The 24,744-nt window shown below is 71.9% G+C and carries 22 protein-coding genes and 1 pseudogene; 14 read left to right on the forward strand and 9 right to left on the reverse strand.

All coding sequences use genetic code 11. The features are described from left to right. The first annotated feature begins 51 nt into the window (after positions 1-51). Positions 52-1,017: a C40 family peptidase gene (locus tag SM450_RS28800; protein ID WP_474622926.1), complete on the forward strand. Its 966-nt coding sequence runs from the start codon at positions 52-54 to the stop codon at positions 1,015-1,017. A 66-nt stretch (positions 1,018-1,083) separates the two neighbouring features. Here SM450_RS28800 and SM450_RS28805 read toward each other — a convergent pair whose 3' ends face one another. From SM450_RS28805 to SM450_RS28815, 3 genes are all read right to left on the reverse strand, one after another. Next, entirely contained in the window at positions 1,084-2,073 is a 990-nt protein-coding gene (locus SM450_RS28805; RefSeq protein ID WP_474622945.1) for a sigma-70 family RNA polymerase sigma factor, read from the reverse strand. Positions 2,074-2,541: 468 nt separating this feature from the next. Further along, positions 2,542-3,489 (reverse strand): N-acetylmuramic acid 6-phosphate etherase, encoded by a 948-nt coding sequence (locus SM450_RS28810; protein ID WP_474622927.1) that lies wholly within the window; start codon positions 3,487-3,489, stop codon positions 2,542-2,544. After that, positions 3,486-4,400, reverse strand: coding sequence for a MurR/RpiR family transcriptional regulator (locus SM450_RS28815; protein WP_474622928.1), 915 nt, complete (start codon positions 4,398-4,400; stop codon positions 3,486-3,488). The genes SM450_RS28810 and SM450_RS28815 overlap by 4 nt, the downstream gene beginning before the upstream one ends. Positions 4,401-4,596: 196 nt before the next feature. Here SM450_RS28815 and SM450_RS28820 point away from each other — a divergent pair, with 196 nt between their 5' ends. Next, positions 4,597-5,280, forward strand: a complete 684-nt coding sequence (locus SM450_RS28820; protein ID WP_474622929.1) for an SDR family NAD(P)-dependent oxidoreductase — start codon at positions 4,597-4,599, stop codon at positions 5,278-5,280. On the opposite strand, the gene SM450_RS28825 is transcribed toward SM450_RS28820, so the two are convergent. Continuing rightward, the gene (locus tag SM450_RS28825; RefSeq protein WP_474622930.1) at positions 5,265-5,993 is read right to left on the reverse strand and encodes a nucleoside/nucleotide kinase family protein; all 729 of its coding nucleotides are present in this window, start codon (positions 5,991-5,993) and stop codon (positions 5,265-5,267) included. The genes SM450_RS28820 and SM450_RS28825 overlap by 16 nt on opposite strands. A 140-nt stretch (positions 5,994-6,133) precedes the next feature. On the opposite strand from SM450_RS28825, the gene SM450_RS28830 reads away from it, so the two are divergent. From SM450_RS28830 to SM450_RS28850, 5 genes and pseudogenes are all read left to right on the forward strand, one after another. After that, positions 6,134-6,715 carry a nucleotidyltransferase gene (locus SM450_RS28830; protein WP_474622931.1) on the forward strand — a complete coding sequence of 194 codons (582 nt, stop codon included), beginning with the start codon at positions 6,134-6,136 and terminating at the stop codon, positions 6,713-6,715. A gap of 56 nt (positions 6,716-6,771) precedes the next feature. Continuing rightward, entirely contained in the window at positions 6,772-6,981 is a 210-nt protein-coding gene (locus SM450_RS28835) for a hypothetical protein (protein WP_474622946.1), read from the forward strand. Positions 6,982-6,991: 10 nt separating this feature from the next. Beyond that, a pseudogene (locus SM450_RS28840) lies at positions 6,992-7,769 on the forward strand (metallophosphoesterase family protein). Beyond that, positions 7,760-7,906, forward strand: coding sequence for a GPGG-motif small membrane protein (locus SM450_RS28845; protein ID WP_013288160.1), 147 nt, complete (start codon positions 7,760-7,762; stop codon positions 7,904-7,906). Before SM450_RS28840 ends, SM450_RS28845 begins: the two are co-directional and overlap by 10 nt. A gap of 156 nt (positions 7,907-8,062) precedes the next feature. Next, positions 8,063-8,557, forward strand: a complete 495-nt coding sequence (locus tag SM450_RS28850; protein WP_474622932.1) for a TspO/MBR family protein — start codon at positions 8,063-8,065, stop codon at positions 8,555-8,557. 43 nt (positions 8,558-8,600) lie between these two features. Here the strand turns inward: SM450_RS28850 and SM450_RS28855 are convergent, their stop codons facing one another. After that, entirely contained in the window at positions 8,601-9,377 is a 777-nt protein-coding gene (locus SM450_RS28855; protein WP_474622933.1) for a M23 family metallopeptidase, read from the reverse strand. 236 nt (positions 9,378-9,613) lie between these two features. Here SM450_RS28855 and SM450_RS28860 point away from each other — a divergent pair, with 236 nt between their 5' ends. The 5 genes from SM450_RS28860 (at position 9,614) to SM450_RS28880 (ending at position 15,816) form a co-directional block, all read left to right on the forward strand. After that, the gene (locus SM450_RS28860) at positions 9,614-10,957 is read left to right on the forward strand and encodes an ABC transporter substrate-binding protein (protein WP_474622934.1); all 1,344 of its coding nucleotides are present in this window, start codon (positions 9,614-9,616) and stop codon (positions 10,955-10,957) included. 72 nt (positions 10,958-11,029) lie between these two features. After that, positions 11,030-12,079, forward strand: coding sequence for a carbohydrate ABC transporter permease (locus tag SM450_RS28865; RefSeq protein ID WP_474622935.1), 1,050 nt, complete (start codon positions 11,030-11,032; stop codon positions 12,077-12,079). Between the two features lies 1 nt (position 12,080). Then, entirely contained in the window at positions 12,081-13,040 is a 960-nt protein-coding gene (locus SM450_RS28870; RefSeq protein WP_474622936.1) for a carbohydrate ABC transporter permease, read from the forward strand. A 65-nt stretch (positions 13,041-13,105) separates the two neighbouring features. After that, on the forward strand, positions 13,106-14,134 hold the full coding sequence (locus SM450_RS28875; RefSeq protein ID WP_474622937.1) for a LacI family DNA-binding transcriptional regulator: 1,029 nt from the start codon (positions 13,106-13,108) through the stop codon (positions 14,132-14,134). Positions 14,135-14,175: 41 nt separating this feature from the next. Next, complete coding sequence (locus SM450_RS28880; protein ID WP_474622947.1) at positions 14,176-15,816, forward strand: glycoside hydrolase family 13 protein; 1,641 nt, start codon at positions 14,176-14,178, stop codon at positions 15,814-15,816. Between the two features lie 59 nt (positions 15,817-15,875). On the opposite strand, the gene SM450_RS28885 is transcribed toward SM450_RS28880, so the two are convergent. Then, on the reverse strand, positions 15,876-17,312 hold the full coding sequence (locus tag SM450_RS28885) for an MFS transporter (protein ID WP_474622938.1): 1,437 nt from the start codon (positions 17,310-17,312) through the stop codon (positions 15,876-15,878). Positions 17,313-17,553: 241 nt separating this feature from the next. Between SM450_RS28885 and SM450_RS28890 the strand changes: the two genes are divergently transcribed. After that, on the forward strand, positions 17,554-19,197 hold the full coding sequence (locus SM450_RS28890; RefSeq protein WP_474622939.1) for a PP2C family protein-serine/threonine phosphatase: 1,644 nt from the start codon (positions 17,554-17,556) through the stop codon (positions 19,195-19,197). An 18-nt stretch (positions 19,198-19,215) separates the two neighbouring features. On the opposite strand, the gene SM450_RS28895 is transcribed toward SM450_RS28890, so the two are convergent. Further along, on the reverse strand, positions 19,216-19,794 hold the full coding sequence (locus SM450_RS28895) for a MarR family winged helix-turn-helix transcriptional regulator (protein WP_474622948.1): 579 nt from the start codon (positions 19,792-19,794) through the stop codon (positions 19,216-19,218). A 95-nt stretch (positions 19,795-19,889) separates the two neighbouring features. Here SM450_RS28895 and SM450_RS28900 point away from each other — a divergent pair, with 95 nt between their 5' ends. Beyond that, positions 19,890-21,038, forward strand: a complete 1,149-nt coding sequence (locus tag SM450_RS28900) for a PP2C family protein-serine/threonine phosphatase (RefSeq protein ID WP_474622940.1) — start codon at positions 19,890-19,892, stop codon at positions 21,036-21,038. Here SM450_RS28900 and SM450_RS28905 read toward each other — a convergent pair. Further along, positions 21,032-22,513: a sugar transferase gene (locus SM450_RS28905; protein ID WP_474622941.1), complete on the reverse strand. Its 1,482-nt coding sequence runs from the start codon at positions 22,511-22,513 to the stop codon at positions 21,032-21,034. The genes SM450_RS28900 and SM450_RS28905 overlap by 7 nt on opposite strands. A gap of 212 nt (positions 22,514-22,725) precedes the next feature. After that, positions 22,726-24,480 carry a substrate-binding domain-containing protein gene (locus SM450_RS28910; protein WP_474622942.1) on the reverse strand — a complete coding sequence of 585 codons (1,755 nt, stop codon included), beginning with the start codon at positions 24,478-24,480 and terminating at the stop codon, positions 22,726-22,728. Positions 24,481-24,744 lie beyond the last annotated feature (264 nt).

Raw genomic sequence — 24,744 nt, forward strand, 5'->3', positions numbered from 1 at the left:
CGACGGGTCGCTGACGCGTCCCCGCCGACCCTGGAGAGGAGCTTTCCGCTCTTGTCGTCCTTACGGATGCTGCTCCGCTCGCTCGCGGTGGCCGGCCTCTCGGCCGCGCTGCTCGCCCCGGCGTCGGTGGCTCGGGCCGAGCCCACCCCCGCCGAGCTGACGAAGCAGATCGAGAAGTCCTCGACTGAGCTGGAGCGAATCGTCGAGTCCTACAACAAGCTCAACGAGGACATCAAGGCCAACAAGGCCGAGGCGGCCTCGTTGGAGGCCCGGATCGGCCCATTGCAGGAACAGGCCGAGCGGAGTCGCGCCGACGTGGGCGTGCTCGCCGCCACGGCGTACAAGACCGGCGGCATGCGCACCGCAGCAGCCCTGCTGGAGCCGGGCGGCACGGCCGCGCTGCCGGAGCGGCTGGGCACGCTCGACCAGCTCACCCGCCAGCGGCAGCGCACCATCACCGGCTTCACCGCCGACCAGCGCCGGCTGATCGACCAGAAGACCAAGCTGGACGTCACGCTCGCCCGGGAGGCGGTGCAGGCCAAGCAGCTCACCGCCGGGAAGAAGCGGATCGAGGCGGACCTGTCCCGCCTCTACGAGATGCGCCGCAAGGCATACGGGCGGGCCACCGAGGCGCCGGCCAAGGCGAGTTCGGCGGGCAAGCCGCCGTCCGTCTCCGGCAAGGCCGGGGTGGCCGTGCGATACGCGTACGGCGCGGTCGGCAAGCCCTACGGGTACGGCAACGACGGCCCCGGCAGCTACGACTGCTCGGGCCTGACACTCGCCGCCTGGCGGGCCGCGGGGAAGTCACTGCCGCACAACGCGGCGGCCCAGTGGAGCGCCACCACCCGGATCAGCCGCAGCGCGCTGCAACCGGGTGACCTGGTCTTCTACTCCGGGCTCGGGCACGTCGCGATCTACGTCGGCAGCGGCCAGATCATCGACGCGCCAAGCGCGGGCCGCAACGTCAGCAAGCGGAGCATGAACATCATGACGATCGCCGGCTACGGCCGGGTCTGATCGCGACGGCGAACGGCCGGCGTCCCCCTATCGGACGCCGGCCGTTCGTCGTTCATTACTACCAGGTCAGGCCGCCTGCAGCCCCTCCGCGCGGGCCAGCTCACGGAGCCGGCCGAGGGCCTGGATCTCCAACTGGCGGATCCGCTCCCGGGAGAGCGAGAACCGGGAGGCGACCTCGGTCAGCGAGTGCTCGCGGCCGTCCTCCAGGCCGTAGCGGGCCCGCATGATGCCGGCCGACCGGTCGTCGAGGTGGTTGAGCAGACCCTCGATCCGCTGCCGCTCCAGGCCGGTGAGCACGATCTCCTCCGGCGACGGCGCGTCGCTGTCGGCGACCAGGTCACCGAGGTTGGTGTCGCCGTCGTCGCCCACCGGCGTGTCGAGCGAGACGGTGTCCTGCGACCAGCGGCGCAGCTCGTTGACCCGCTCGACGGTGACGCCGAGCGCGGTCGCGATCTGCTCCGGCTCCGGGTCGGCGCCCAGTTCGCGGGTGAGCTGCCGGGCCACGTTGCGCATCCGGTTGACATCCTCGACCAGGTGCACGGGCAGCCGCACGGTCCGCTCCTGCTGGGCGATCGCCCGGCTGATGGCCTGACGGATCCACCAGGTCGCGTAGGTGGAGAACTTGAAGCCACGCTCGTAGTCGAACTTCTCGACGGCCCGGACCAGGCCGGTGTTGCCCTCCTGGATCAGGTCCAGCATGGGCATGCCGGAGCGCACGTAGCGGCGGGCGATGGAGACGACCAGCCGCAGGTTCGCCCGGATGAACAGGTCCTTGGCCCGCTCACCGTCGACGACCACGCGCTCCAGCTCCTCCCGGGTGGCCCCGTCGGGAATCCGCTCGGTGTCGATCAGGTGCTCGGCGTAGAGGCCGGCCTCGATCGACTTGGAGAGCTCCACCTCCCGGGCGGCGTCCAGCAACGGCGTCCGGGAGATCTCGTGCAGGTAGACGCCGACCAGGTCCCGCTCCTCGGCGACCTCGTCGGTACGCATGCCGATGTTCTTGTCCACGATTGCCACGGTCCCCTCGCTCGCGCCGGTTGCCCGGTTCCTTGCCATCCCCACGTTCATCAGCCCTCCCCGTAACCTCCGCTGTGCCCGTAGGTGCTGACACCTACACAACAGATGTGACGTGTCGGGGATTCCATGCCGTGAGTCGAAACTGTCACGAATGCCTGAGTGGTAGCTGAGAGCCCGGTCCATGTTTGCTGTCAGGACCCCTACCCGGGTGGCCCGCGGACGCCCTGGCTAACGGCGCCCGGGGCAGCGGAATCACCGCCCGCCCATGGAATGGCACCATTGCGTGTTCCATGAACACAGCGAGCCGCGTCACCACGTTTCTGCGATCCTGCTCACTGCGTGATACGAGCCGGCGGACCGGTCGGTTCAGCCACCGTGAAGGATTACCCTCCGCCTCGTTGAACAATCCGCCCGGTCAGAGCCGTCCCCTCCCGCCACGTGATACGCGTCGCACCCGCCTGGCGGATGCAGCCGGCGGGTGCCGCGCGGGAGGGTCGGACCCGGGCGTCAGGAGGCGAGCAGGGCCAGGGCGCCGCGTACCTGGTCGGCGGCCCGGGCCAGGGCGGCCCGGGCGGCCGGCACCTCGGCCCCGGAAACCAGCGTGACCAGGGCGGTCTTGAGGTCGCCGTCGGCCTGCTGGAGGGCGACCCGGCAGACCTCCTCGGCGCAGCCGGTGGCCTCCACCAGGATCGAGATCATGCGGCCACGCAGCTTCGCGTTCGTGGCGACCATGTCGATCATCAGGTTCGAGTAGACCCGGCCGAGGCGCACCATCACGGCCGTGGAGAACGTGTTGAGCACCAGTTTCTGCGCGGTGCCGGCCTTCATCCGGGTCGAACCGGTGACCACCTCGGGTCCGGTGTCCACCCCGATGAACACGTCCACCGAGCCGGCGGCCTCGGCCTCCGGATTGGCGCAGAGCAGCACGGTCGCGGCCCCCCGGGTCCGGGACGCGGCGAGCGCCCCGAGGACGTACGGGGTGCGCCCGCTGGCCGCCAGGCCGACCACCAGGTCACCGGGGCGTACGCACTCGGCGGCCTCGGCGGCGCCACCGCCCTCGTCGTCCTCGGCGTCCTCGACGGCCCGCCACATCGCATCCGGGCCGCCCGCCAGGTGCGCGCAGAACCAGTGCCGCGGCGAGTTGAACGTGGGGGCCAACTCGGCCGCGTCAAGCACGCCGAGGCGGCCGGAGGTGCCGGCGCCGAAGTAGTGCACCCGGTGCCCGTCGCGCAGCGCGGCGACGGCCAGGTCGACGGTCTCGGCGATCTCGTCGAGCACGGCGGCCACCGCGGCCGGAACCCGCCGGTCCGCCTCGTTGATCACGGCGAGCACGTCCCGGGTGGACATCAGGTCGAGGTCGACGCTGTGCGGGTTGCGCCGCTCGGTCGGCGCGCCGACGCGCACCACCGGCCGCACGGCGGCCACCTCGTCGCGCTCCACCCGCCCCGGCGTCATGCCCGCCTCCGCCCCGGGCCCACCCGGCGCGACCGGACGGCCTCGGCGGTGGCCTCCAGAGCCTTCTTCGTCCTGGCCCGGCTCCGGGCCGCCACCCCGACGAAAAGGCAGTCGACCACGGTGAGCTGGGCCAGCCGGCTGGCCGTCGCGCCGGACCGGTAGGTCGTCTCCCGGGCGGCGGTGGTGAGCACGTGGTCGGCGACCTCGGTGATCGGCGAGCGGGGGAAGTTGGTGAGCGCCACCGTGGTGGCCCCGCGGGTCCGGGCCTGCTCCAGCACCTCGATGACGTCGGACGTGGTGCCGGTGTGGGAGATGCCGATCGCCACGTCGCCCCGGCTTAGCAGCGCGGCGGAGGTGAGCGCGGTGTGCACGTCCGGGAAGTAGAACGCGACGCGGCCGATGCGGTGCAGCTTCTGCTGGAAGTCGGAGGCGACGAAGCCGCTGGCGCCGGCGCCGTAGACGTCGATCCGGCCGGCCGCGCCGATCGCCTCGACCACCTGCGCGCAGACCGCCGGGTCGAGCTGCTCGGCGGTCTCCTCGACGGCCCGTGCGTCGTTGAACGCGATGGTGGCGATGATCTGGGCCAGGTCGGCGCCGGGCGGGATGTCGCCGCCGACGACCCGGGCGTCCGGCGGCTCGATCCGGCGGGCGGCCTCGGCGGCGAGCCGGATCCGCAGTTGCGGGTAGCCGTTCATGCCGACCGAGCGGCAGAACCGGATCACGGTGGCCTCGGATGTCTCGGCGGCTGTGGCGAGGTCGGTGATGGTGCGCCGGGCCGCGTCGGCGGGATCGGCGACGACCAGCCGGGCCACCCGCTGCTCGGCCGGGGACAGCGAAGGCAGGAGGCCGCTGATGTGGACGATCAGTCCACCGGGCTCGTGACTCGCAGAAATCTTCGGACTCTTCGCCACGGATGAAACTTACTTTCAGTAAGGCGGGAGCGTCAACCATGACACCGCGTATCGGGAAATTTACCGCCTTCCGCGCCTGATCCCCGCGTTCAGGGTCCCATCACCGCAGCCCCGCCGCCTCCCCCGGTCCGGTCGACTCGCTCCCGCCGGCCGGCCATCCGGCGGACCGGCGCGACCGACGGCTAGCGTGAGCGCCATGGTGGAACGCACGGTGCTGGTGACCGGAGGCACGGGTGGGCTGGGCGGCGCGGTCACCGCCGCCTTCCACGGAAGCGGGTGGCGGGTGGTCGTACCCGGTCGGGAGGCCGGGGAGACGACGCCCGACGGCCCGGTGCGGGTGGTGGCGGACCTGCTCACCGCCGAGGGCGTCGCGCGGGCGGTGGCCACGGCCACCGGCGAGCCCGCGGCGCCACTGCGCGCGGTGGTCAATCTCGTCGGCGGGTACGCAAGCGGCGGGCTGGTGCACGAGACCCCGGTCGAGGAGTTCGAGCGGATGCTGCGGATCAACCTGCGCCCGACCTACCTGGTGACCCAGGCGGCGCTGCCGCACCTGGTCGCGGCCGGCGGCGGCGCGGTGGTCTGCGTGTCGGCCCGGGCGGCGGCGGCCCCGTTCCCCGGCGCGGCCGGCTACGCCACCGCCAAGGCCGCCGTGCGGGCGTTCGCCGACGCGGTCGCGGTGGAGTACAAGCAGCGTGGGGTTCGGTGCAACACGGTGCTGCCGAGCGTCATCGACACGCCTGCCAACCGGGCCGCCCAACCCGACGCGGACCACCGCCGGTGGGTGCCGCCGGCCGAGATCGCCGCGGTGATCCGTTTCCTGGCCACCGACGAGTCCGCGCCGACGAGCGGCGCGAGCATCCCGGTCTACGGGCGGGCCTGAGCCGGCACCGGACCGTCCCGCCCGCCGCCGGTCGGACGCGGCGGGCCGCCCGCGCCCGGGTCGGCCAGGGCCGCCGGGTCGTCCGGCAGCCACTCGCTCAGGTGCGCCCGGATCCGCCGGGACACGTCCTCCGCCGTGCCACTGCCGTCCACCACCACGAAACCGGCGTACTCGGGCAGCGACCGGTAGGCGGCGTCGGCGGTGGTGAGCCACCGCATGCTCTCGTGGTCGGTGCCGCGCTGCTCGATCCGCCGGTACGCCTCGGCCGGGTCCACGGTCAGCAGGAAGGTGACCCGGGGCGGCGGGAAGACCCGGTAGCCGGCCCGGGTCAGCCGTTCCCACCGGTGCCCGCCGTGCGCGCGGATGCTTGCGTACTGGCAGGCGGACCAGCGGTCCATCACCGCCGTCCGGCCGGTGACCAGGCAACTGAGCAGCGCGAGCGCGATGGCCAGCCAGCGCAGCGCGGACTCGACCGCGAGCAGTCCGTCGCGCCCGACCAGGCGCTGCGCGTCCGGCCGGCCGACCCGCTGGGCGACCCGGCCGAGCCAGCGGCGACCGCCGGCGTTGCGGTGGTAGGTGGCCGGATGACCCGCGGCGGTGAGCGCCTCGGCGAGCCGGTGGGCCTGGGTGGTCTTGCCCGAGCCGTCGATGCCGATCAGGGCGACGGCGCGCAGTCGGGCTCCGCCGCGCCGCGTCCGCAGTGAGCTGGCCACCTCACCCAGGTTATCCGGTAGATGCTCACCATCGGCGCTTTGTCGCATTCCTCCCCGAGCGGACCCAACAGGTGTGGCCGAGGCGTCCGCCGGGTACGCACCCTAATCTCACCGCCCACGACGACGACGGGAGACCCCAGATGGCCGAGCGCGGGGACGAGACCCTGATGCACACGCTGAAGAAGGTCGCCGCCGTGCTCAAGGAGTCCGAGATCCCGTTCGCGCTCGGTGGCAGCTTCGCGGTGTACGCGCACGGCGGCCACTCCAGCGACCACGACGTCGACTTCCTGATCCGGGAGTCCGACGTCGACCGGGCGCTGGAGGCGCTCGTCGACGCCGGCTTCACCGCCGAGCGCCCGCCGGAGGACTGGCTGGTCAAGGTCTACGACGAGGGGCGGATGGTGGACCTCATCCACCGGCCGATCGAGACGCCGGTGACCGCGGAGACGTTCGCCGACACCATCGAGCGGCCGGTGGACGCGATCCGGATGCCGGTCCTGTCGGCCAGCCAGCTCATGGTGCACAAGCTGCTCAGCTTCTCCCAGCACTACTGCGACTTCGCCCGCGCCCTGCCACTCGCCCGCTCGCTGCGGGAACAGATCGACTGGGACCGGGTACGGAAGGAAACGCAGCACTCGCCGTACGCGGAGGCGTTCCTGGTGCTGCTCGACCGGCTGGACGTGCTGCCCGGCGGCGCGCCCGGCGGAAGGGAGATCCCGTGACCGGACAGCCCGGCGACGTGCCCCCCGACGAGTACGTCGAGGCCGAGATCCAGAACATGCTGGCCGAGGACCCGTCCGTGGCCGAGCAGGGCATCACCGTGGTGCGCCGCGAACGCGGCCTGGTGCTCTACGGCGAGGTGGAGAGCGCGCACCGGCGCGAGGAGATCCTGCGGCGGGTGGCCGAACGTTTCCCGCACACGCCTGTGACAAGCGACATCGGAGTGATCCGTGCGCAGGCGCCCACCCAGGTCGAGGAGCTGCCGTGAGGGAGGTTCGATGGTGATCCGGATCGCCGCCGTCGGCGACGTGCACCTGGACGAGGACGTGGTGGGCCGGTTCCGCCCGGCGCTTGAGGAGCTGCCGGACTGCGCCGACGTGCTGCTGCTCGCCGGCGACCTGACCCGGCACGGCACCGAGGCCGAAGCGCGCTGCGTGGCGCGGGAGTTCGGTGACCTCGGCGTGCCGGTGATCACCGTGCTCGGCAACCACGACCACCAGTGCGACCAGGTGCCGCAGGTGGTCAAGGTTCTGGAGGACGCCGGGATCACCGTGTTGGAGGGCACCGGCACGGTGGTGGAGTGCGCCGGTGGGCGACTCGGCGTGGCCGGGGTGAAGGGGTTCGGCGGCGGGTTCGCCGGGCGGTGCGCCAGCGACTTCGGCGAGCCGGAGATGAAGTCCTTCGTGCGGACCACCCGGGAGAGCGCCGACTCGCTCGCCGCCGCGCTGCTCTCGCTTGACTGCGACGCGCTCGTCGCGCTCACCCACTACGCCCCCGTGCCGGATACGCTCGCCGGCGAGCCGCTGGAGATCTATCCGTTCCTCGGCAGCTACCAGCTCGGGCAGGCGATCGACTCGGCCCCCACCGCGCTGGCGCTGCACGGGCACGCCCACCACGGCACCGAACGCGGCGCCACCCCGGGCGGGGTGCGGGTCCGCAACGTCGCGCACCCCGTGATCAAACAGGCGTACAGCGTCTTCCACCTGGGAGATCAGGTCGACTGAGCGGGAGGTTTCCCGGCGCCGAGGTCCGGGTATTCAGCCGTCATGGAGCTGATTCTCTGGATTCTCGCAGTCGTACTCGTGGTCGCCGGAATTCTTGCCCTCTTCCGTCGGCAGATCCTCTGGGGCATCGTCCTCATCGTCGTGGGCCTGCTTGTCGGCCCGGGTGGCGTCAGCATCTTCAACACGTAACCCCCGTACCCGCACCACCGAGGACCCGCCGGGGTCGTCGGGTTCGGCGCTCCGTCCTCCCAGACCGGAGCGCCCCGACCCGACGGCCCCGGCGTCTCTCGTGCGGCGGCCGATCGCCTGCCGTTTGTGCCGGGCCGGGTCGGGCATCCGACCGGTATGACGATCTCCGGAAGCATCCGGCGGGCCCGCGGCGGCCGGCGCTTGTGGGCCCTGCTGGGGTTCGGCGCCGCCACGTTCGCCGCCGCCGCGATCGGTGGGCTGGGCGTCCGGGGCACCTCCGCCGAGTACCAGAGCCTGGAGCAGCCTGCCTGGGCACCGCCCTCGTGGCTCTTCGGCCCGGTCTGGACCGTGCTCTACGCGTTGATCGCGATCGCCGGCTGGCTGGTCTGGTGCCGGGTCGGCTTCGGCCCGGCGGTCTGGGCCTGGGTCGCGCAGCTCGTGCTCAACGCGATCTGGACGCCGCTCTTCTTCGGCGCCGGTCGGTACGGGCTGGCGTTCGCCGAGATCGTGCTGATGTGGCTGGCGATCGGGGTGGCCGTGGCCCTGTTCCGCCGGGTGTCCCGGCCGGCGACGCTGCTGATGCTGCCGTACTGGGCGTGGGTCACGTTCGCCGCCGCGCTGAACTTCGCCATCTGGCGGATGAACGCCTGACCGGCTCCGGGCGCGGGAGCCGCCGCCCCCGCGCCCGGCCCGGTCAGCAGCGGGGCACGCCCGGAATGTAGCCGTCGTAGCCGGTGTAGACGTAGGCGTCGGAGATGAACCGGCCGGAGCCGATCCGGTCCCAGATCGAGCTGGTGCCGTAGGTGCCGGTGACCGAGGTGCCGCTGGTCTGACAGTGGATCGTCACGCCGGCCCCGTCGGCCACCGTGCCGACCGCGCTGTAGCCGGTGCCCGGGCCGGAGCGCACGGTCAGCGGCGAGCCCGCGGTGTTCACCGTGCCGGCGCCGGTGTCCGCTCCGGAGCAGCCGTTGTCGCTCGTGTAGGTCTTCGTGCCCCAGTACAGCGCCGCCGCGCCGTTGAATTTGATCTTCACGGCACTGCCGCTCGACCGCTGCTCGTAGTGCAGGTGGGGTCCGGTGGAGCCGCCTGTGGTGCCGACGTATCCGATCACCCTTCCGTATCCGACGGTCTGCCCCACCGAGACGTTGAACGCGTTCAGGTGCGCGTAGTAGGTGGTCCAGCCACCCCCGTGGTTGATCCGCACGTACTTGCCGTAGCTGGTGTCGCCGAGGTTGGTGACCACGTCGACGGTGCCGGGCGCGCTGGCCACCACCGGGTCGCCCAGATCGTCGGCGCGGTTGAAGTCGATCGCGTTCGCCGGGCTGTGGTCGGACCGGGTCTGCCCGGACCAGGACTGGTTGCACGGGAACGGAACCTTGAACGTCGGCGCGGCCATCGCCGGCGCCGCCGGGACCAGGGTCGCGGCCAGGACCGCCACGCCCGCCGAGAGACTGAGCCACCGCTTGCGCATCCACTGCCTCCTATGTTGAAAGTCTTCGATGGGATACGGACAGGGTGGCAGAAAGTTCCGTTCGGCGGAAGAACCGTGGGAGCGCACCCACGCAGGTGAACGGGTTTCCGGATTGTTACCTGGCCGTGTCCGGCCGGGGGTGGACCGGGCGAGATGCAAGCGCTTACATGTTGGGACGACCATCGGACCGGCGCTGGTTCGACTTCCCCCACGCGCCGGCAAGGAAGGAGATCGGCATGGCGTTTGCCAGATCACGCCAGGCTCTCGCGGTCACCGGCGTGCTGGGGCTGGCGCTCGGCGTCGCCGCCTGCGGCACCGGCAACGACAAGAAGAGCAGCGACAAGGCGGGCTCGGCCGAGTGCGCGGCATACGAGAAGTACCAGGGTCACGACGGTAAGAAGGTCTCGATCTACTCCTCGATCCGGGAGATCGAGGACGAGCGCCTCCAGCAGTCCTGGAAGGAGTTCGAGGACTGCACCGGCATCGACATCGACCACGAGGGCTCCGGCGAGTTCGAGGCCCAGCTCCCGGTCCGGGTGGACGGCGGCAACGCCCCGGACCTCGCCTTCATCCCGCAGCCGGGCCTGCTCAAGCGGTTCGTCGACTCGGGCAAGCTCAAGCCGGCCGGCGCCGACACCAAGGCCATGGCCGACCAGAACTACTCCCCCGACTGGCTGAAGTACAGCACCGTCAACGGTCAGTTCTACGGCGCGCCGCTGGGCTCCAACGTGAAGTCCTTCGTGTGGTATTCGCCGAAGACCTTCAAGGAGAAGGGCTGGCAGGTTCCGCAGACCTGGGACGACCTGATCAAGCTCAGCGACACCATCGCGGCGAGCGGCACCAAGCCGTGGTGCGCCGGCATCGAGTCCCAGGACGCGACCGGCTGGCCGGCCACCGACTGGATCGAGGACGTCCTGCTCCGCACCGGCGGGCCCGACGTCTACGACAAGTGGACCACCCACCAGATCCCGTTCAACGACCCGCAGGTCGTCACCGCCGTCAACCAGGCCGGCACGATCCTGAAGAACGAGAAGTACGTGAACGGCGGCTTCGGCGGCGTGAAGAGCATCGCCACCACCGCGTTCCAGGAGGCCGGCGTGCCGATCACCACCGGCAAGTGCGCGATGCACCGGCAGGCGTCCTTCTACGCCAACCAGTGGCCCGAGGGCACCAAGGTGGCCGAGGACGGCGACGTCTTCGCGTTCTACTTCCCGGCCGTCGACCCGGCCAAGGGCAAGCCGGTGCTCGGCGGCGGTGAGTTCGTCGGGGCCTTCGCCGACCGCCCCGAGGTCCAGGCGGTGCAGACCTACCTGGCCTCCGGCGAGTTCGCCAACAGCCGCGCCAAGATCGGTGACTGGGTGTCCGCGAACAACAAGCTGGACATCAACAACGTGCCGAACCCGGTGGACAAGCTCTCCGTGGGCATCCTCCAGGACCAGAAGACCGTGTTCCGCTTCGACGGCTCGGACCTGATGCCGGCCGCGGTCGGCGCGGGCACCTTCTGGAAGGGCATGGTGGCCTGGATCAACGGCAAGGACACCACCTCCGTCCTGAACGACATCGAGGGCAGCTGGAAGTGATCCGAGCGGGTGGTCCGGTTCGTGATGCGGGCCGGGCCACCCACCCGTATCCGAGCCCTTGAAGGAGGGTTGATGGAGTTCGACTTCGCGGCGGAACAGCCGAAGTTCCTCATGCTTATGTACGGGCTGATCGCTTTCGTCGCGGTGGTGGGCGGTCTGCTCCTGCTCCTCGACGTGGTGCCGGCCTGGTTCGCCACGCGCCGGGAGGCGCGCCTGGTCGCGGCCTCGGCCGGCGGCGCCCCGATGCCGCGCCGGCGCAAGCAGCGCGAAGGAATGTTCGCGTTCTTCTTCCTGCTGCCGACGCTGCTGTTCCTGACCATCGGGCTTGTGGTCCCGGCCATCCGCACCACGCTGCTCTCCTTCATGGACGCGCGCAGCACCGACTGGGTGGGGCTCGACAACTACGGCTGGATGTTCGCCGAGGACTCGATCTTCCGGGTCGTGGTCAACACGCTGATCTGGGTGCTCCTGGTGCCGCTTGTGGCAAGCGCGTTCGGCCTGATCTACGCGGTCCTGGTGGACAAGGCCCGGTTCGAGTCGGTGGCCAAGTCCCTGATCTTCCTGCCGATGGCGATCTCGTTCGTCGGCGCGGCCATCATCTGGAAGTTCATCTACGCCTACCGCGGCGACGAGCAGGACCAGATCGGCCTGCTCAACCAGATCGTGGTCAGCCTGGGCGGCGAGCCGAAGCAGTGGTTGCTCGAGTCACCGCTGAACACGTTCCTGCTCATCGTGATCATGGTCTGGATCCAGGCCGGCTTCGCCATGGTGGTGCTCTCCGCGGCCATCAAGGCCATCCCGGCGGACATCATCGAGGCGGCCCGGCTGGACGGCACCACCGCGTGGCAGATGTTCTGGCGGATCACCATGCCGAGCATCCGGCCGGCGCTGATCGTGGTGGTGGTGACGATCTCCATCGCCACGCTCAAGGTCTTCGACATCGTCCGGACCGCCACCAACGGCAACTACGACACGAACGTCATCGCGACCGAGATGTACAACCAGGCGTTCCGGTACGGCGAGAACGGGCAGGGCTCGGCCCTCGCGGTCTTCCTGTTCATCCTGGTCCTCCCGCTCGTGATCTACCAGATCCGCAACCTGCGCAAGCAGCGGGAGGGCTGAGATGACCACCGCCACGCCCACCGTCGGAGCCGGCGTCCAACCCGCCGAGCCGACCAGCCGGGCCGCCCGGGTCCGCAAGCGGCTCAACAGCCGCACCGCCACGCTCGTCTCGATCGTGCTGGCGCTGCTCTGGACGATCCCCACCTTCGGCCTGTTCATCTCCTCGTTCCGCCCCGAGGACCAGATCAAGACCACCGGCTGGTGGACGTTCTTCCGCGACCCGCAGTTCACCCTGCAGAACTACCAGGACGTGCTGTTCAGCACCGGCTCGTCCGGGCAGCTCGCCAGCTACTTCATCAACTCGCTGGCGATCACCATCCCGTCGGTGCTGTTCCCGATCGCGTTCGCCTCACTCGCCGCGTACGCGCTGGCGTGGATCAACTTCCGCGGGCGGGACTGGCTCTACATCGGGATCTTCGCGCTGCAGATCGTGCCGCTCCAGATGGCCCTGGTGCCGCTGCTGCGGTTCTTCTCCACCGGCGTCACCGTCGCCGGCATCCAGGTCCTGCCGGCGTGGGACCTGGTCGACGAGCAGAAGTTCGCCCAGGTGTGGTTCGCGCACACCTGCTTCGCACTTCCGTTCGCCGTGTACCTGCTGCACAACTTCATCTCGCAGCTCCCCGGCGACCTGATGGAGGCGGCCCGGGTCGACGGCGCCACCCACCCGAAGATCTTCCGCACCATCGTGCTGCCGCTGATCACCCCCGCGCTTGCCGCGATCGGCATCTTCCAGTTCCTCTGGGTCTGGAACGACCTGCTGGTCGCGCTGATCTTCGCCGGAGGCAGCGACGAGACCGCCCCGCTGACGGTCCGCCTCGCCGAACTCGCCGGCACCCGGGGCAACGAGTGGCAACGGCTCACCGCGGGCGCGTTCGTGTCGATCGTCGTACCGCTGATCGTGTTCCTGTCCCTTCAGCGCTACTTCGTGCGGGGCCTGCTCGCCGGGAGCGTCAAGGGTTGACCCGCCGCCCCGCCGCCGCCGGCTCACCGGCGGCGGCGGGGACCGGGTCGCAGCGGGGAGCCACGATGACCAAGATTGACGATGTCGCCCGCCTGGCCGGGGTCTCCACGGCCACCGTGTCCCGCGCGCTGCGCGGCCTGCCGACGGTCTCCGCCGCCACCCGCCGCCGGGTGCTCGCCGCCGCCGAGCAACTCCAGTACGCGGTCTCGCCGAGCGCCTCCCGGCTGGCCGGCGGGAAGACCGGCACGGTCGCGGTGGTGGTGCCCCGGATCACCAGGTGGTTCTTCGGCACAGTGGTCGAGGCGGTCGAGGACTCGCTTCAGCAGAACGGCTACGACCTGCTGCTCTACAACCTCGGCGGGCGGGAGCAGACCCGCCAGCGGGTGCTGCGCACGGCCAGCCTGCACAAGCGGGTGGACGCGATCATCCTGGTCGCCACCCCGCTGCGCGCCGCCGACGTGCACGCGCTCACCAGGCTCGACCTGCCCGGCGTGACGATCAGCTCCGGCAGCGGGGTGCCCGGCTGGCCCTGCGTACGGATCGACGACGTGGCCGCCGCCCGGACCGCCACCCGCCATCTGCTCGACCTCGGGCACACCCGGATCGCGCACATCTCCGGCGACCCGGACGACGAGTTGGCCTTCACCACCCACCTGGACCGGCGGCGCGGCTACCAGGAGGCGCTGCGCGCCGCCGGCCTCCGGCCCGACCCGAGCCTCGACGTCGAGTCCCGGTTCACCATCGACGGCGGCACCCGCGCCACCGCCGAGCTGCTCGCCCGGGGCGAGCCACCGACCGCCATCTTCGCCGCCTGCGACGAGATGGCGATGGGCGCGGTCACCGCGCTGCGCGACGCCGGGCTGCGGGTGCCGCAGGACGTCAGCGTCATCGGCATCGACGACCACGACCTCGCCGGCGTGCTCGGGCTCAGCACCATCGCCCAGCCCGCCGCCGACCAGGGACGGCTCGCCGCCCGCATCCTGCTCGACCCGCTCGGGACGGGCACCGTCGGCGACCCGCGGACACCGGCCTCGGTGATCCTCCCCACTCGGCTTGTGGTGCGGGACTCGACCGCGCCGCCCCGGGCACACTGAACGGACCCGTTCGTCCGCACCACCACCTGAGGGAGAAGGCGCTGAACACCGACGCGACGCAGCAGGCCCCGGCCACCGGCTGGTGGACCGAGGCGGTCATCTACCAGGTCTATCCGCGTTCGTTCGCCGACTCGAACGGCGACGGCATCGGTGACCTGCCGGGCATCACCGCCCGCCTCGACCACCTTGCCGAGCTGGGGGTCGACGCGATCTGGCTGTCCCCGTTCTATCCGTCCCCGCAGGCCGACGCCGGCTACGACGTGGCCGACTACCGGGACGTCGACCCGCTCTTCGGCACGCTCGCCGACGCCGACACGCTGATCGGCGAGGCGAAGGCCCGCGGCCTGCGGGTGATCGTCGACCTGGTACCCAACCACACCTCGTCCGCGCACCGCTGGTTCACCGCCGCCGTGGCCGCCGCGCCTGGTAGCCCGGAGCGGCAGCGCTACGTCATCCGGGACGGCAAGGGCCCGGCCGGCGCCGAGCCGCCGAACGACTGGGAGAGCGTGTTCGGCGGGCCGGCCTGGACCCGACTGCCGGACGGGCAGTGGTACCTGCACCTGTTCGACCCCGGCCAGCCGGACCTCAACTGGGACAACCCGGAGGTGCGCGAGGAGTTCCTCGACGTGCTCCGCTTCTGGCTGGACCGGGGCGTCGACGGGTTCCGGGTGGACGTCGCGCACGGCCTGATCAAGCAGGCCGACCTGGCCGACTGGCAGGAGCCGCAGGAGATCCTCTCCGGCAACGAGGCGGACAAACCGCGCCCGCCGATGTGGGACCAGGACGGCGTGCACGAGGTCTACCGGGAGTGGCGGCGACTGCTCGACTCGTACGCCGGGGAACGGGTCCTGGTGGCCGAGGCGTGGGTGGAGCCGGCCGAGCGGCTGGCCCGCTACGTCCGGCCGGACGAGATGCACCAGGCGTTCAACTTCGAATACCTGATGGCCGCCTGGACCGCCCCGGCCCAGTACGCGGTGATCACCCGCTCGCTGGAGGCCACCGACGCGGTAGGCGCGCCCACCACCTGGGTGCTGTCCAACCACGACGTGGTCCGGCACGCCTCCCGCCTCGGGCTGAGCACCGACGGCGGGCGGACGAACGGCATCGGCGTCGACGACCCGCAGCCGGACGTGGCGCTTGGCCTGCGCCGGGCCCGGGCGGCCAGCCTGCTGATGCTCGCGCTGCCCGGCTCCGCCTACCTCTACCAGGGCGAGGAGCTGGGGCTGCCGGAGCACACCACGCTGCCCGACAAGGCCCGGCAGGACCCGACCTGGGCGCGCAGCGGGCACACCCAGCGCGGCCGGGACGGCTGCCGGGTGCCGATCCCGTGGGAGGCCGACGCCCCGTCGTACGGCTTCGGGCCGACCGACGCGAGCTGGCTGCCCCAGCCCCCGGTGTGGGCGGAGTACGCGCTGGACCGGCAGCGCGGGGTGCCCGGCTCGACGTACGAGCTGTACCGGACCGCGCTGCGACTGCGCCGGGAGCACGCGCTGGCCCGGGGCCCGATGCGCTTCCTCTCCTCCGGCGACGAGGTGCTGACGTTCACCAACGGCGACCTGACCGTGCTTACCAACTTCGGCGCAACGCCGGTCCCCCTGCCCGCCGGCGCGACGGTGCTGGCGTCCAGCGCCCCCCTCTACGGCGCCGCGGTCCCCACCGACGTCACCGTGTGGTGGGTGTAAGGCGGGGGCCCCGCTTAACGCTTTCTGCATAGGCGGGGGCCCCGCTTAACACCCACCTGTTAAGCGGGGCCCCCGCCTTCGGCTTCGAGGCGGTCGGCGCGGGTGTGCAGGAGCGCGTGCACCTGGGCGATGTCCCGGGGCGAGGTGCGGGCCGCCAGCCAGTACATGATCCCGGTCGGCACGAAGAACAACTGGAACGCGGCCAGCCCGACCGCGTAGTTCAGCGGCGGCGGGAACGCCACCCGCAGCGCGGCGAACGCCACCCCGACCAGCCCGTTGCCGGCCGCCCGGCCGACGCCGTTGACCAGGTTGCCGAGGCTGTAGACAGTCCCCCGGTGCTCGGGCGGGTTGACGTCGGCGATCAACGCGAACCAGTTCGGCGAGTTCGCCGACGTGAGCGCCAGCGCGACCACGGCGGTGAGCAGGCTCAGCCCGATCGTCGGCTCGGTGAGCACGCTTGACAGCACCGCCGCCACCACCGCGCCGGAACCGCCGCCGTCGGGCACGTCGATGCGGATCGGGACGAAGAACAGGACCAGGTAGAACGGCACGGCCGCGAGAATGCCCACGGCCGCGACAAGCGCCCGGCCGCTCGGCGTACGCCGTTGCAGCGCGTCGCCGACCAGCCCGCCCACGATGGAAAGCACGCCGCCGAGCTGGAACAGGGTGGCGAAGACGCTGCCCACCACCACGGCGGTGGCCGCCGAGTAGCCCTGCGCCTCGGCCCGCTGGCTGAACAGCACCGGCAGCCATACCAGCGAGCCGAAGGCCGCCTGGGCGGTGAGCCCCTGGAGGATCAACCAGCGGTTGGTCCGCCGGGCCAGGATCCGGGGCAGGTCGGCGCGGCTGATCCGGTAGTCGTACTCGCCGCCGGCGTCCAGCGCCTCGGCCAGCTCGGGTTCGCTCTGCCCGCGCGCGATGTCGTAGGTGAACAGGTACGCCAGCGTGGCGGCCAGGCCCAGGCCGGTCAGCAGCAGGAACGGCCGCCGCCAGTCGGTCGCGCCGAGCAGGCCACCGGCGAGCGTGCCGGCAAGCGTGCCGACGCCCTGGGACAGGCCCCAGAAGCTCATCACCAGGCCCCGCCGCCGCGGCGAGATCAGGTCGGTGACCACGGAGAAGCCGACCGAGCCCACCGCGCCCAGCCCGATCGCGGCGACGAGCTGGGCGACCAGGAACGTCGGGTACCGCTCGGCCAGCGCGCTGCCGCCGGTGCCGGCCGCCCAGATCAGCGTGCCGACCATGAGCAGCGGCTTGCGGTTGGTGCGGTCGCCGACGTACGCCCAGCCCACCGCCGCCACCGCGCTGACCAGGAAGCTCACGGCGGTGACCAGGCCGAGCAACCGCTGGGGTACGCCGAGGGCGCCGGAGATCGGCCCGTACAGCGGCGGCACCAGGCCGATCGCCACGTTGTCAAGCGAGGCGAGCACGACGAAGACCACGACGCTGTAGAACCGGTGGGTCGCGTTCCCGCGCCGGAGGACCATGGTGCCGCTCATCCCGGCAGCCAACCAGGCTTGCGCCCGGCGCGCACCACGACCCCCTGGCGCGCCGCGCCAGGTGTTAAGCGGGGGCCCCGCCTATACCGCAGGCGTTAACAGGGGGCCCCTCCTTACATCCGGGCGTGGGCGTTCGTCGTACCCGCTCGCTACGCTTGCCGCCAGGCAACCTGTTCGCGATCGAGGAGCGCACCGACAGCATGCATACGGGTCGACCGGCCGAAGCGCCCGGCCACCGGCGGTGACCGCCGCACGCCAACGCGGTGTCGCCGGGCCGGAGGCGCGACCCCGGCGGGGTGCCGGGGGCCCGCTGCCGGCCGACGGGCGGCTCACCCGCGAGCTGCTGGACGGGCTGGCCGAGGCCGTCGTGACGGTCGACCCCGCAGGCGTGGTGACGCTTGTCAACGCCATGGCGACGGAGCTTCTGCCCGAGCTGGCGCCCGGCGTCGACCTGGCCGCCTGCCAGGTGCCGGCGCTGGCCGAGGCGGCACGCGACGGCGCGGACACGTTCGAGACCGAGCACCACGGCCGGCGGCTGCACGGCCTCCGGCGCGGGCTGGTCGGGGAGCGCCGCGTCTGGTATGTGCGGGACGTCACGGAGGAGCGGGCGCGCACCGACGCGCTGCTCGCCGAGCGTTCCCGCACCGCCTTTCTCGCCGAGGCCGGCAGCCGGCTCGGGCTCTCGCTGCACCGGGAGCAGACCCTGCGCGCCGCCGTCACCCTGCCGGTGCCCTACCTGGCCGACGCCGCCGTGGTGGTGCACCGGCCACCGCCGCCGGCCGAGGACGCGCCGCACTGGATCCGGTACGCCTCCGGCGACTCCGGCCCGACCACCGGAGTGGCCGGCTGGCCGGCGGTGAAGTCAGTCCCCGGTCTGATCGAGGCGCTCGACGGTGACCTCATCGAGCCCAGCCCCGGGCTCGACGCCGAGCTGGCCGATCTGGCCGAGGTGCTTCCGGCCGGCTTCGGCCGGCCGGAAGCCGTGCTGATCAGCCCCATGCCCGGCGCCGGGGGTCCGGCCGGCGCGCTGATCCTGGCCCGCCGTCCCGGCCGGTCCGGCTTCGACAGGCGGGAGATCGCGCTGGCCCGGGAGTTCGCCGGCCGGGGCGGCGCCGCGCTGGCCGCCGCCGAGCTCTACGGCGAGCAGACCCACCTGGCCCGGGTGCTCCAGAACAGCCTGCTCCCACCGCGACTGCCGCGCCTGCCCGGGGTGACCCTGGCCGCCGGCTACCGGGCCGCCGGGGACAGCCTGCGCATCGGCGGGGACTTCTACGACCTGTTCCCCACCCCGGACGGCGGCCTGTTCGCGCTCGGCGACGTCTGCGGCAAGGGTGTCGGTGCGGCCGTGCTGACCGGGCGGGTCCGCCAGTCGTTGCAGACCCTGCGCCTGGTCGAGCGGCGTCCCCGGGAGCTGATGGAGCTGCTCAACCGGGCCCTGCTGGACGCACCGGGCGCGGCCGAGCGGGCCCAGTTCACCACGCTCCTGCTCGGCCTGCTGCGCCGGGAATCCGGCGGCGGCCTGCTGGTCCGGCTGGCCGGCGGCGGGCATCCCGCGCCGCTCGTCGTCCGCGCCGGCGGCGGGATCGACGCGGTCCGGGTGGGTGGCATGCCGGTGGGCGCGCTGACCGCGGCGAGGTTCGCCGAGGCGGAGGTGCGGCTGGCCCCGGGCGACCTGCTGCTGGCATACACCGACGGGGTGACCGAGGCTCGGGGCGGCCCCGCCGAGCTGGCCATGTTCGGCGACGACCGGCTGCGGCAGGCGCTCGCCTCGGGTGCCCGGCTGCCACCGGCCGCGCTTGTCGACCGGGTGCTCCAGCTCGTTGACGAGTGGCTCGACGGGCAGCCGCACGACGACATCGCCATGCTGGCCGTGGCCGCCGCGTAACGGAGACCGCGGACGAGGTCAGGCGGTGCGGATCGCGGGGGGTTCGTCGGGCGGGACCGGCTCGCCGGTCGGGCGCTGCGGGGCGACCCGGGCGGGCCGGGTCGGTGTGGCCAGCTCGACCAGTGGGTCGCCGACCTGTTCCCCGGAGGGTTGCAGCACCGGCCAGCCCTCGGCCACGGCCGTAGCCTCGCGGCGGCCGACCTCGTCGAACTCGCGCATCCCGCGCAGCAACGCCGCCCGGCCTGCCGGGCTCATCCCGGCCAGGATCCGCTCCAGCCGGCGTCGCCGGTCGGCGCGCAGCTCGGCGAGGAGGTGGGTGGCCGCCGGGGTGAGGTGCAGCGAGATCTCCCGGCGGTCGTGGCGGCCCGGCTCCCGCTCCAGCATCCCGGCGGCCACCAGCCGGTCGCAGAGCCGGCTGGCGGAGGAGAGCAGCATGTCGGTGAGCGAGGCGAGCCGGCGGAGGTTGATCCCGTCGTGTTGTTCGACGACCATGACGGCACGCAACTGGGCTTCGGAGAGCCGACTGGTGGCGCGTTCCCGGGCCGCCTCCCAGACGGCCAGAAGGGTGCCAGCCGCCTCGTCCAGGGCGGCGGACATACTCACTTCGGGTCCCGTGGGACCGGGCTGCTCGGTCATGGTGGGCCCGACACTACCCCCCGGACCAGGCCGGCGACCTGTGCAAAGGAGCAAATATGAGCGACGCGGAGGCACGCGCCCGCCGGATCCTGACGGACGCGCCGACGGATCTCATCGTGCATCGGCTCGCCGCCGAGCTGCTGCGGACGTACGGGATCACCCGCACCGAGCTCTATCAGGTCGACTACCGACTCGCCGAACTGCTGCCGCTGGGCGGCGGCGACTCCGTCACCGGCCCCGGCCACCCGGGCTGGTACGCCTTCGACCACCAGGATCCGATCGTCGCCGACGACACCGGCTGGTTCCCGGTGGGGATGCGCGGCGAACGGCGCGGGGTGCTCCGGGTCTCGCCGGTCCCGGCCGACCCGGCGGCCCGCGACGAACTGGCCACCATCGCCGGCGTGCTCGGGCATGAGCTGGCCGCCGTCACGTCGACCACCGACGTCTACCTGGCCGCCCGGCGCAGCCGGCGCCTCACCCTGGCCGCCGAGATGCAGTGGGAGCTGCTGCCCGGGCGCAGCCGGATCCGTCCGTCGTTCGCCCTGGCCGGCCAGTTGGAGCCGGCGTACGCGGTGCGCGGGGACAGCTTCGACTGGTCCGACGACGGCCACCGGCTCTGGCTCGCGGTGCTCAACGGCTTCGGCGAGGGGGTGGCCGCGGCGCTACTCACCGCACTTGCGACCTACGCGCTGCGCAACGCGCGCCGGGCCGGGCTGCCCCTGGCCGACCAGGCCGCCCTGGCCGACCAGGCGATCTATGCGCAGCACCGGGGCCGGCAGCACCTCGCCGTGCTGCTGATGGAGCTGGACCTGGCCACCGGGGCGCTCACCGCGGTCGACGCCGGCTCGCCCCACCTGATCCGGCTGCACGCCGGTGAGGTGACCCCGCAGGTGCTTGACAAGCAGTTCCCGCTCGGCATGTTCGAGCGCACCGACTACCGGGAGCAGCGGTTCCAGTTGGCGCGCGGGGACCGGCTCTTCGTGGTCAGCGACGGGGTGGTCGACGCCACCGCCGACCGGATCCGCTACGGCGAGTCGGCCCTGGACCGGTTCCTGCGCCACACCGGCCCGCTGGAGCCGCTGGACGCGGTCCGGTCGCTGATCGGCGACCTGCGGGCCTTCGTCGCCAGTGACCTGGTGGACGACGCGGTGGTGGTCTGCCTGGACTGGTTGGGGCCGCAGCCGGAGACCGGCCCGGCTCAGTAGGCGCCGCGGCTGCCGAGCACCGCGCCGAACGTCTTCCAGAGGATGGTCAGGTCGGCCGCCAGCGACCAGTTCTCGACGTAGTAGAGGTCGAGCCGGATGCCGTCCTCCCAGCTCAGGTCCGATCGGCCGCTGACCTGCCAGAGGCCTGTCATGCCGGGTTTGACAAGCAGCCGGCGGGCCACGTCGCCGTCGTAGCGGGCCACCTCGGAGGGCAGCGGCGGGCGCGGGCCGACCAGGCTCATCTGACCGAGCAGCACGTTGGCGAGCTGGGGCAGCTCGTCCAGCGACCACCGACGCAGCAGCCGGCCCGTCCGGGTCACCCGTGGGTCGTCGCGCATCTTGAACATCAGGCCGTCGGTCTCGTTGCGGGCGGCCAGCTCGGCAAGCAGGGCGTCGGCGTTGACCACCATGGTGCGGAACTTGAAGACGCCGAACTCCTCGCCGCCCTGGCCGACCCGGGTCTGTCGGAACAACACCGGGCCACGGCTGTCCAGCTTGATGGCGAGCGCGAGCACCGCCAGCAGTGGCGACAGCAGGAGCAGGGCGATGAACGACAGTGAGCGGTCGACGAACCCCTTGACCAGCTTGCGGGCGCCGCGGAACTCGGGCGCCTCGACGTGGATCAGCGGCAGGCCGGCGACCGGACGGGTGTGGATGCGCGGGCCGGCGACGTCGGTGAGCGCCGGGGCCACCACCAGGTCGACCCCGGTGCCCTCGAGCTGCCAGCCGAGGCGGCGCAGCCGGGCCGCGGTCAGCTCACCGGAGGCGGTGACCGCCACCGTGTCCGCCCCGATCGCGGTGGCCGCGTCCGGGATGCCCCGGAACGACCCGACCACCGGCACGTCACCCAGCCGCTGCGGCACCGGGGCGAGCAGCGCGTCCGGGATGCAGGCGCCGACCACCTGATAGCCGGCGTACGGCTCCCGGCGCAGGGTGTGCACCAACTCCAGCACGTGCGCCGTGTCGCCGACCACAAGCACCTTGCGCGACCAGCCGGCGCCCCGGTCCCGGGCCCGGTGCAGCCGCTTGCGGGCCGCGAACCGCGCCACTTCCAGCCCGATCGTGCCGACCGCGAAGGTGATGGCGAGGAAGCCCCGGGACACTCCGACGTCGGCGATGTAGCCGGCGATGGCGATGCCGCCGGCCAGCCGCAGGCTCGCCGCGCTGACCCGGCGGTATTCGTCCGCGCCGTAGCCGAGCACCTGGTCGTCGTAGCAGCGCATGGCCTTCAGCGACACCAACCAGACCAGCAGGAGGAGCGGGGCGACCACCACGTAGGAGATCTCGGAGCCGCTTGGTTGTTCGTCACCGAATCGGGCCAGGTAGCCGGCCAGGATGGCCACGGCCAGCACGGCGGTGTCGAGCACCACCAGAAGCCGGATGTAGGCGCGCTCCGCTGCGCGCGTCGTCGCCCCGGGTCGCTCTCCCCCGGGTCGCGACGTCCTGGCAGGGGTCAACAACGTTGCCGAGGTCACCGGCCCTCCCCACTTACTTCAGGCCCGCCCCGTCCCCGCCCGGTCCCGGAGGGGACCCGCCGTCGAGGCACCAGGACATCATGTCAGGGCAATTATGGTCACCTATTGATTCGGACACATTACCGTCAGTTCACTTCCCGTGTCTTGACCCGGGAAGCCTTTCGCCGTACCGGAAACCCCGATACGGCAGAAGGATGTCGCTGATCCGCAGGTCAGCGCGGTGCGGGCGGGCGCAGCGCGATCGCCTGAAGGAAGATTTCGCCGATCTTGCTCGGGTCGGTGGTCACGAACGCGCCACCGCCGACGGTGTCCGTGATCGACTTGAGCTCGGCCCGGTTCACCTCGTTGCCGATACCGATGATGATCACCTGCACCGGCTGCTCGTCGTCCTTGAGCTTGTCGAGCTGAGCCAGCAGCCCCTTCTGCGAGATGCCGTTGTCGTCCTCGTTCTTGCCGTCGGTGAAGAGCACGATCGAGTTGACCTTGCCGGGCTCCCAGTCCTGCTGCACCTTCTTGTACGCCGCAAGCATCGTGTCGTACAGGCCGGTGTCACCGCTGGAGGGCCGGACGTTGGCCAGGCCGCGCTGGAGCGCGCCCCGGTTGCTCGACAGCGGGCGGATCGGGACCAGCTCCCGCCAGTCCTGCGGGCCCTGGAGGTTCGTGGAGAAGGTCCACAGGCCGATCGACCACGAGTCGTCGAAGAGCCCGAGGCCCTGGCCCGCAGCCGCCACCGTGACCTGCTCCCGGCTGGCGCCGTTGGCGGTGGCGACCGGCTTCTTCATCGAACCGGAGACGTCGATGACGCAGAGCATGCGGCCGGACTGGGTGGCCACCGACCAGGTGGTGGTCGCGGTCGAGATGGCGACCGGGTCCAGGTCGGCCGCGCCGCCCTGACCGGACGGAGGCACCTGCTTCTCGCCACCGTTGGCCGGGCTCGGCGCGCCCGTCGGCGCCTGGAAGCCACGCCCCCAGTTGCCGTCCGGAGCGCGCAGCGACTGGGCGGCGAGCCGGTCCTTGAAGTCCGCGGACCGCAGCGCCTCGAAGAGCACCCGCGCGGCCGAGGCCTTGCTCGGCTCGATGCCGGGCAGCACCGCGAACGGGAAGTCGAGCGGGATCGGCGCCGGGTCCAGGTAGAGCGCGGCCAGCTTGATCGGCGGCTTGGTGTTGTTGTAGGCGATCACGTCTTCCTCGGACAGCGCCGCCGCGCCCAGCCCGTTGGCGATGGCCGTCGGGTCGGACGAGCGCGGGAACCGCGCGAGCAGGTCCTGTCGCAGCGAGGAACGGTTGGTGGCAAGCGCGCGCAGCGCCCCGACCATCGCCTCCTGGGCCTTCGGGGATCCGGCCTCACCTGTCGAGCTGGCCGCCGCGGTCAGCGAGAGCAGGCCGGACAGGCCGGCCGCGTCCTGGGTCGGCTCCACGATCCCGGCCCGGAGCGGCTTGCTGGAGGTCACCTGCTGGAGCATGTCGGACCAGCGGAACTCCTTGTCCGGCCAGCCGATCCGCCCGGCCACCGGCTCGGGCAGCGCGACCACCACCGGGCTGCGCGCGATCGAGGCGCCGTTGGCCGGTGCGAAGGCGCTGGCGCCGCCGGCCTTGAGGCGTACCAGCCAGGTCGAGGAGTCGGGCACCCAGACGTCGGGGGTGACCGAGGTGCCGCTGGCCTGGCCGACGCCGGCCAGGGTGGCGCCGTGCTTGCTCGCCACGGCGGCGGCCACCTCGACCGACTCGGCCGCCGTGACATTCACCGCGATGCAGGTCTCGCCGACCCGGGCGCCGTTGGCGACCCAGTCGTCGGCGGCGCCGCGTACCGCCGGGGCGATCTCGGGGGCAGCCGCCACCGACAGCTCGATCCGGCCCGAGCAGTTCGGGCCGGCCAGCTGCTGGTAACCGAACCAGGAACCGGCTACGACGGCGACGAGAGCGGTTGCCGCCGCGGCGGCACCTGCCCCACGGAGGTGGGAACGCATGCGATGGCGGCCAGACACGGTGACCATCTTGCGTATCTCGTGGGGTTACTGCCACAACCGTTCGGACGAAAGTTACTCAGGAGCAACACTTGATCACTCAAATGATACGCTGAGTTATGGATCAGTAACTTAGGTGATCACATTCCATTCCGGACAGCGCTTACGGGGCGGTTTCAACCGGTCGTCGCAACACCTTGATCGCGGAGGTGTGCATGGGCAGGAACACGAAGCTGGAGCAGGTGCCGGAAGGGGCGCGGAGGCAGT

The sequence above is a fragment of the Micromonospora marincola genome, assembly GCF_056150385.1.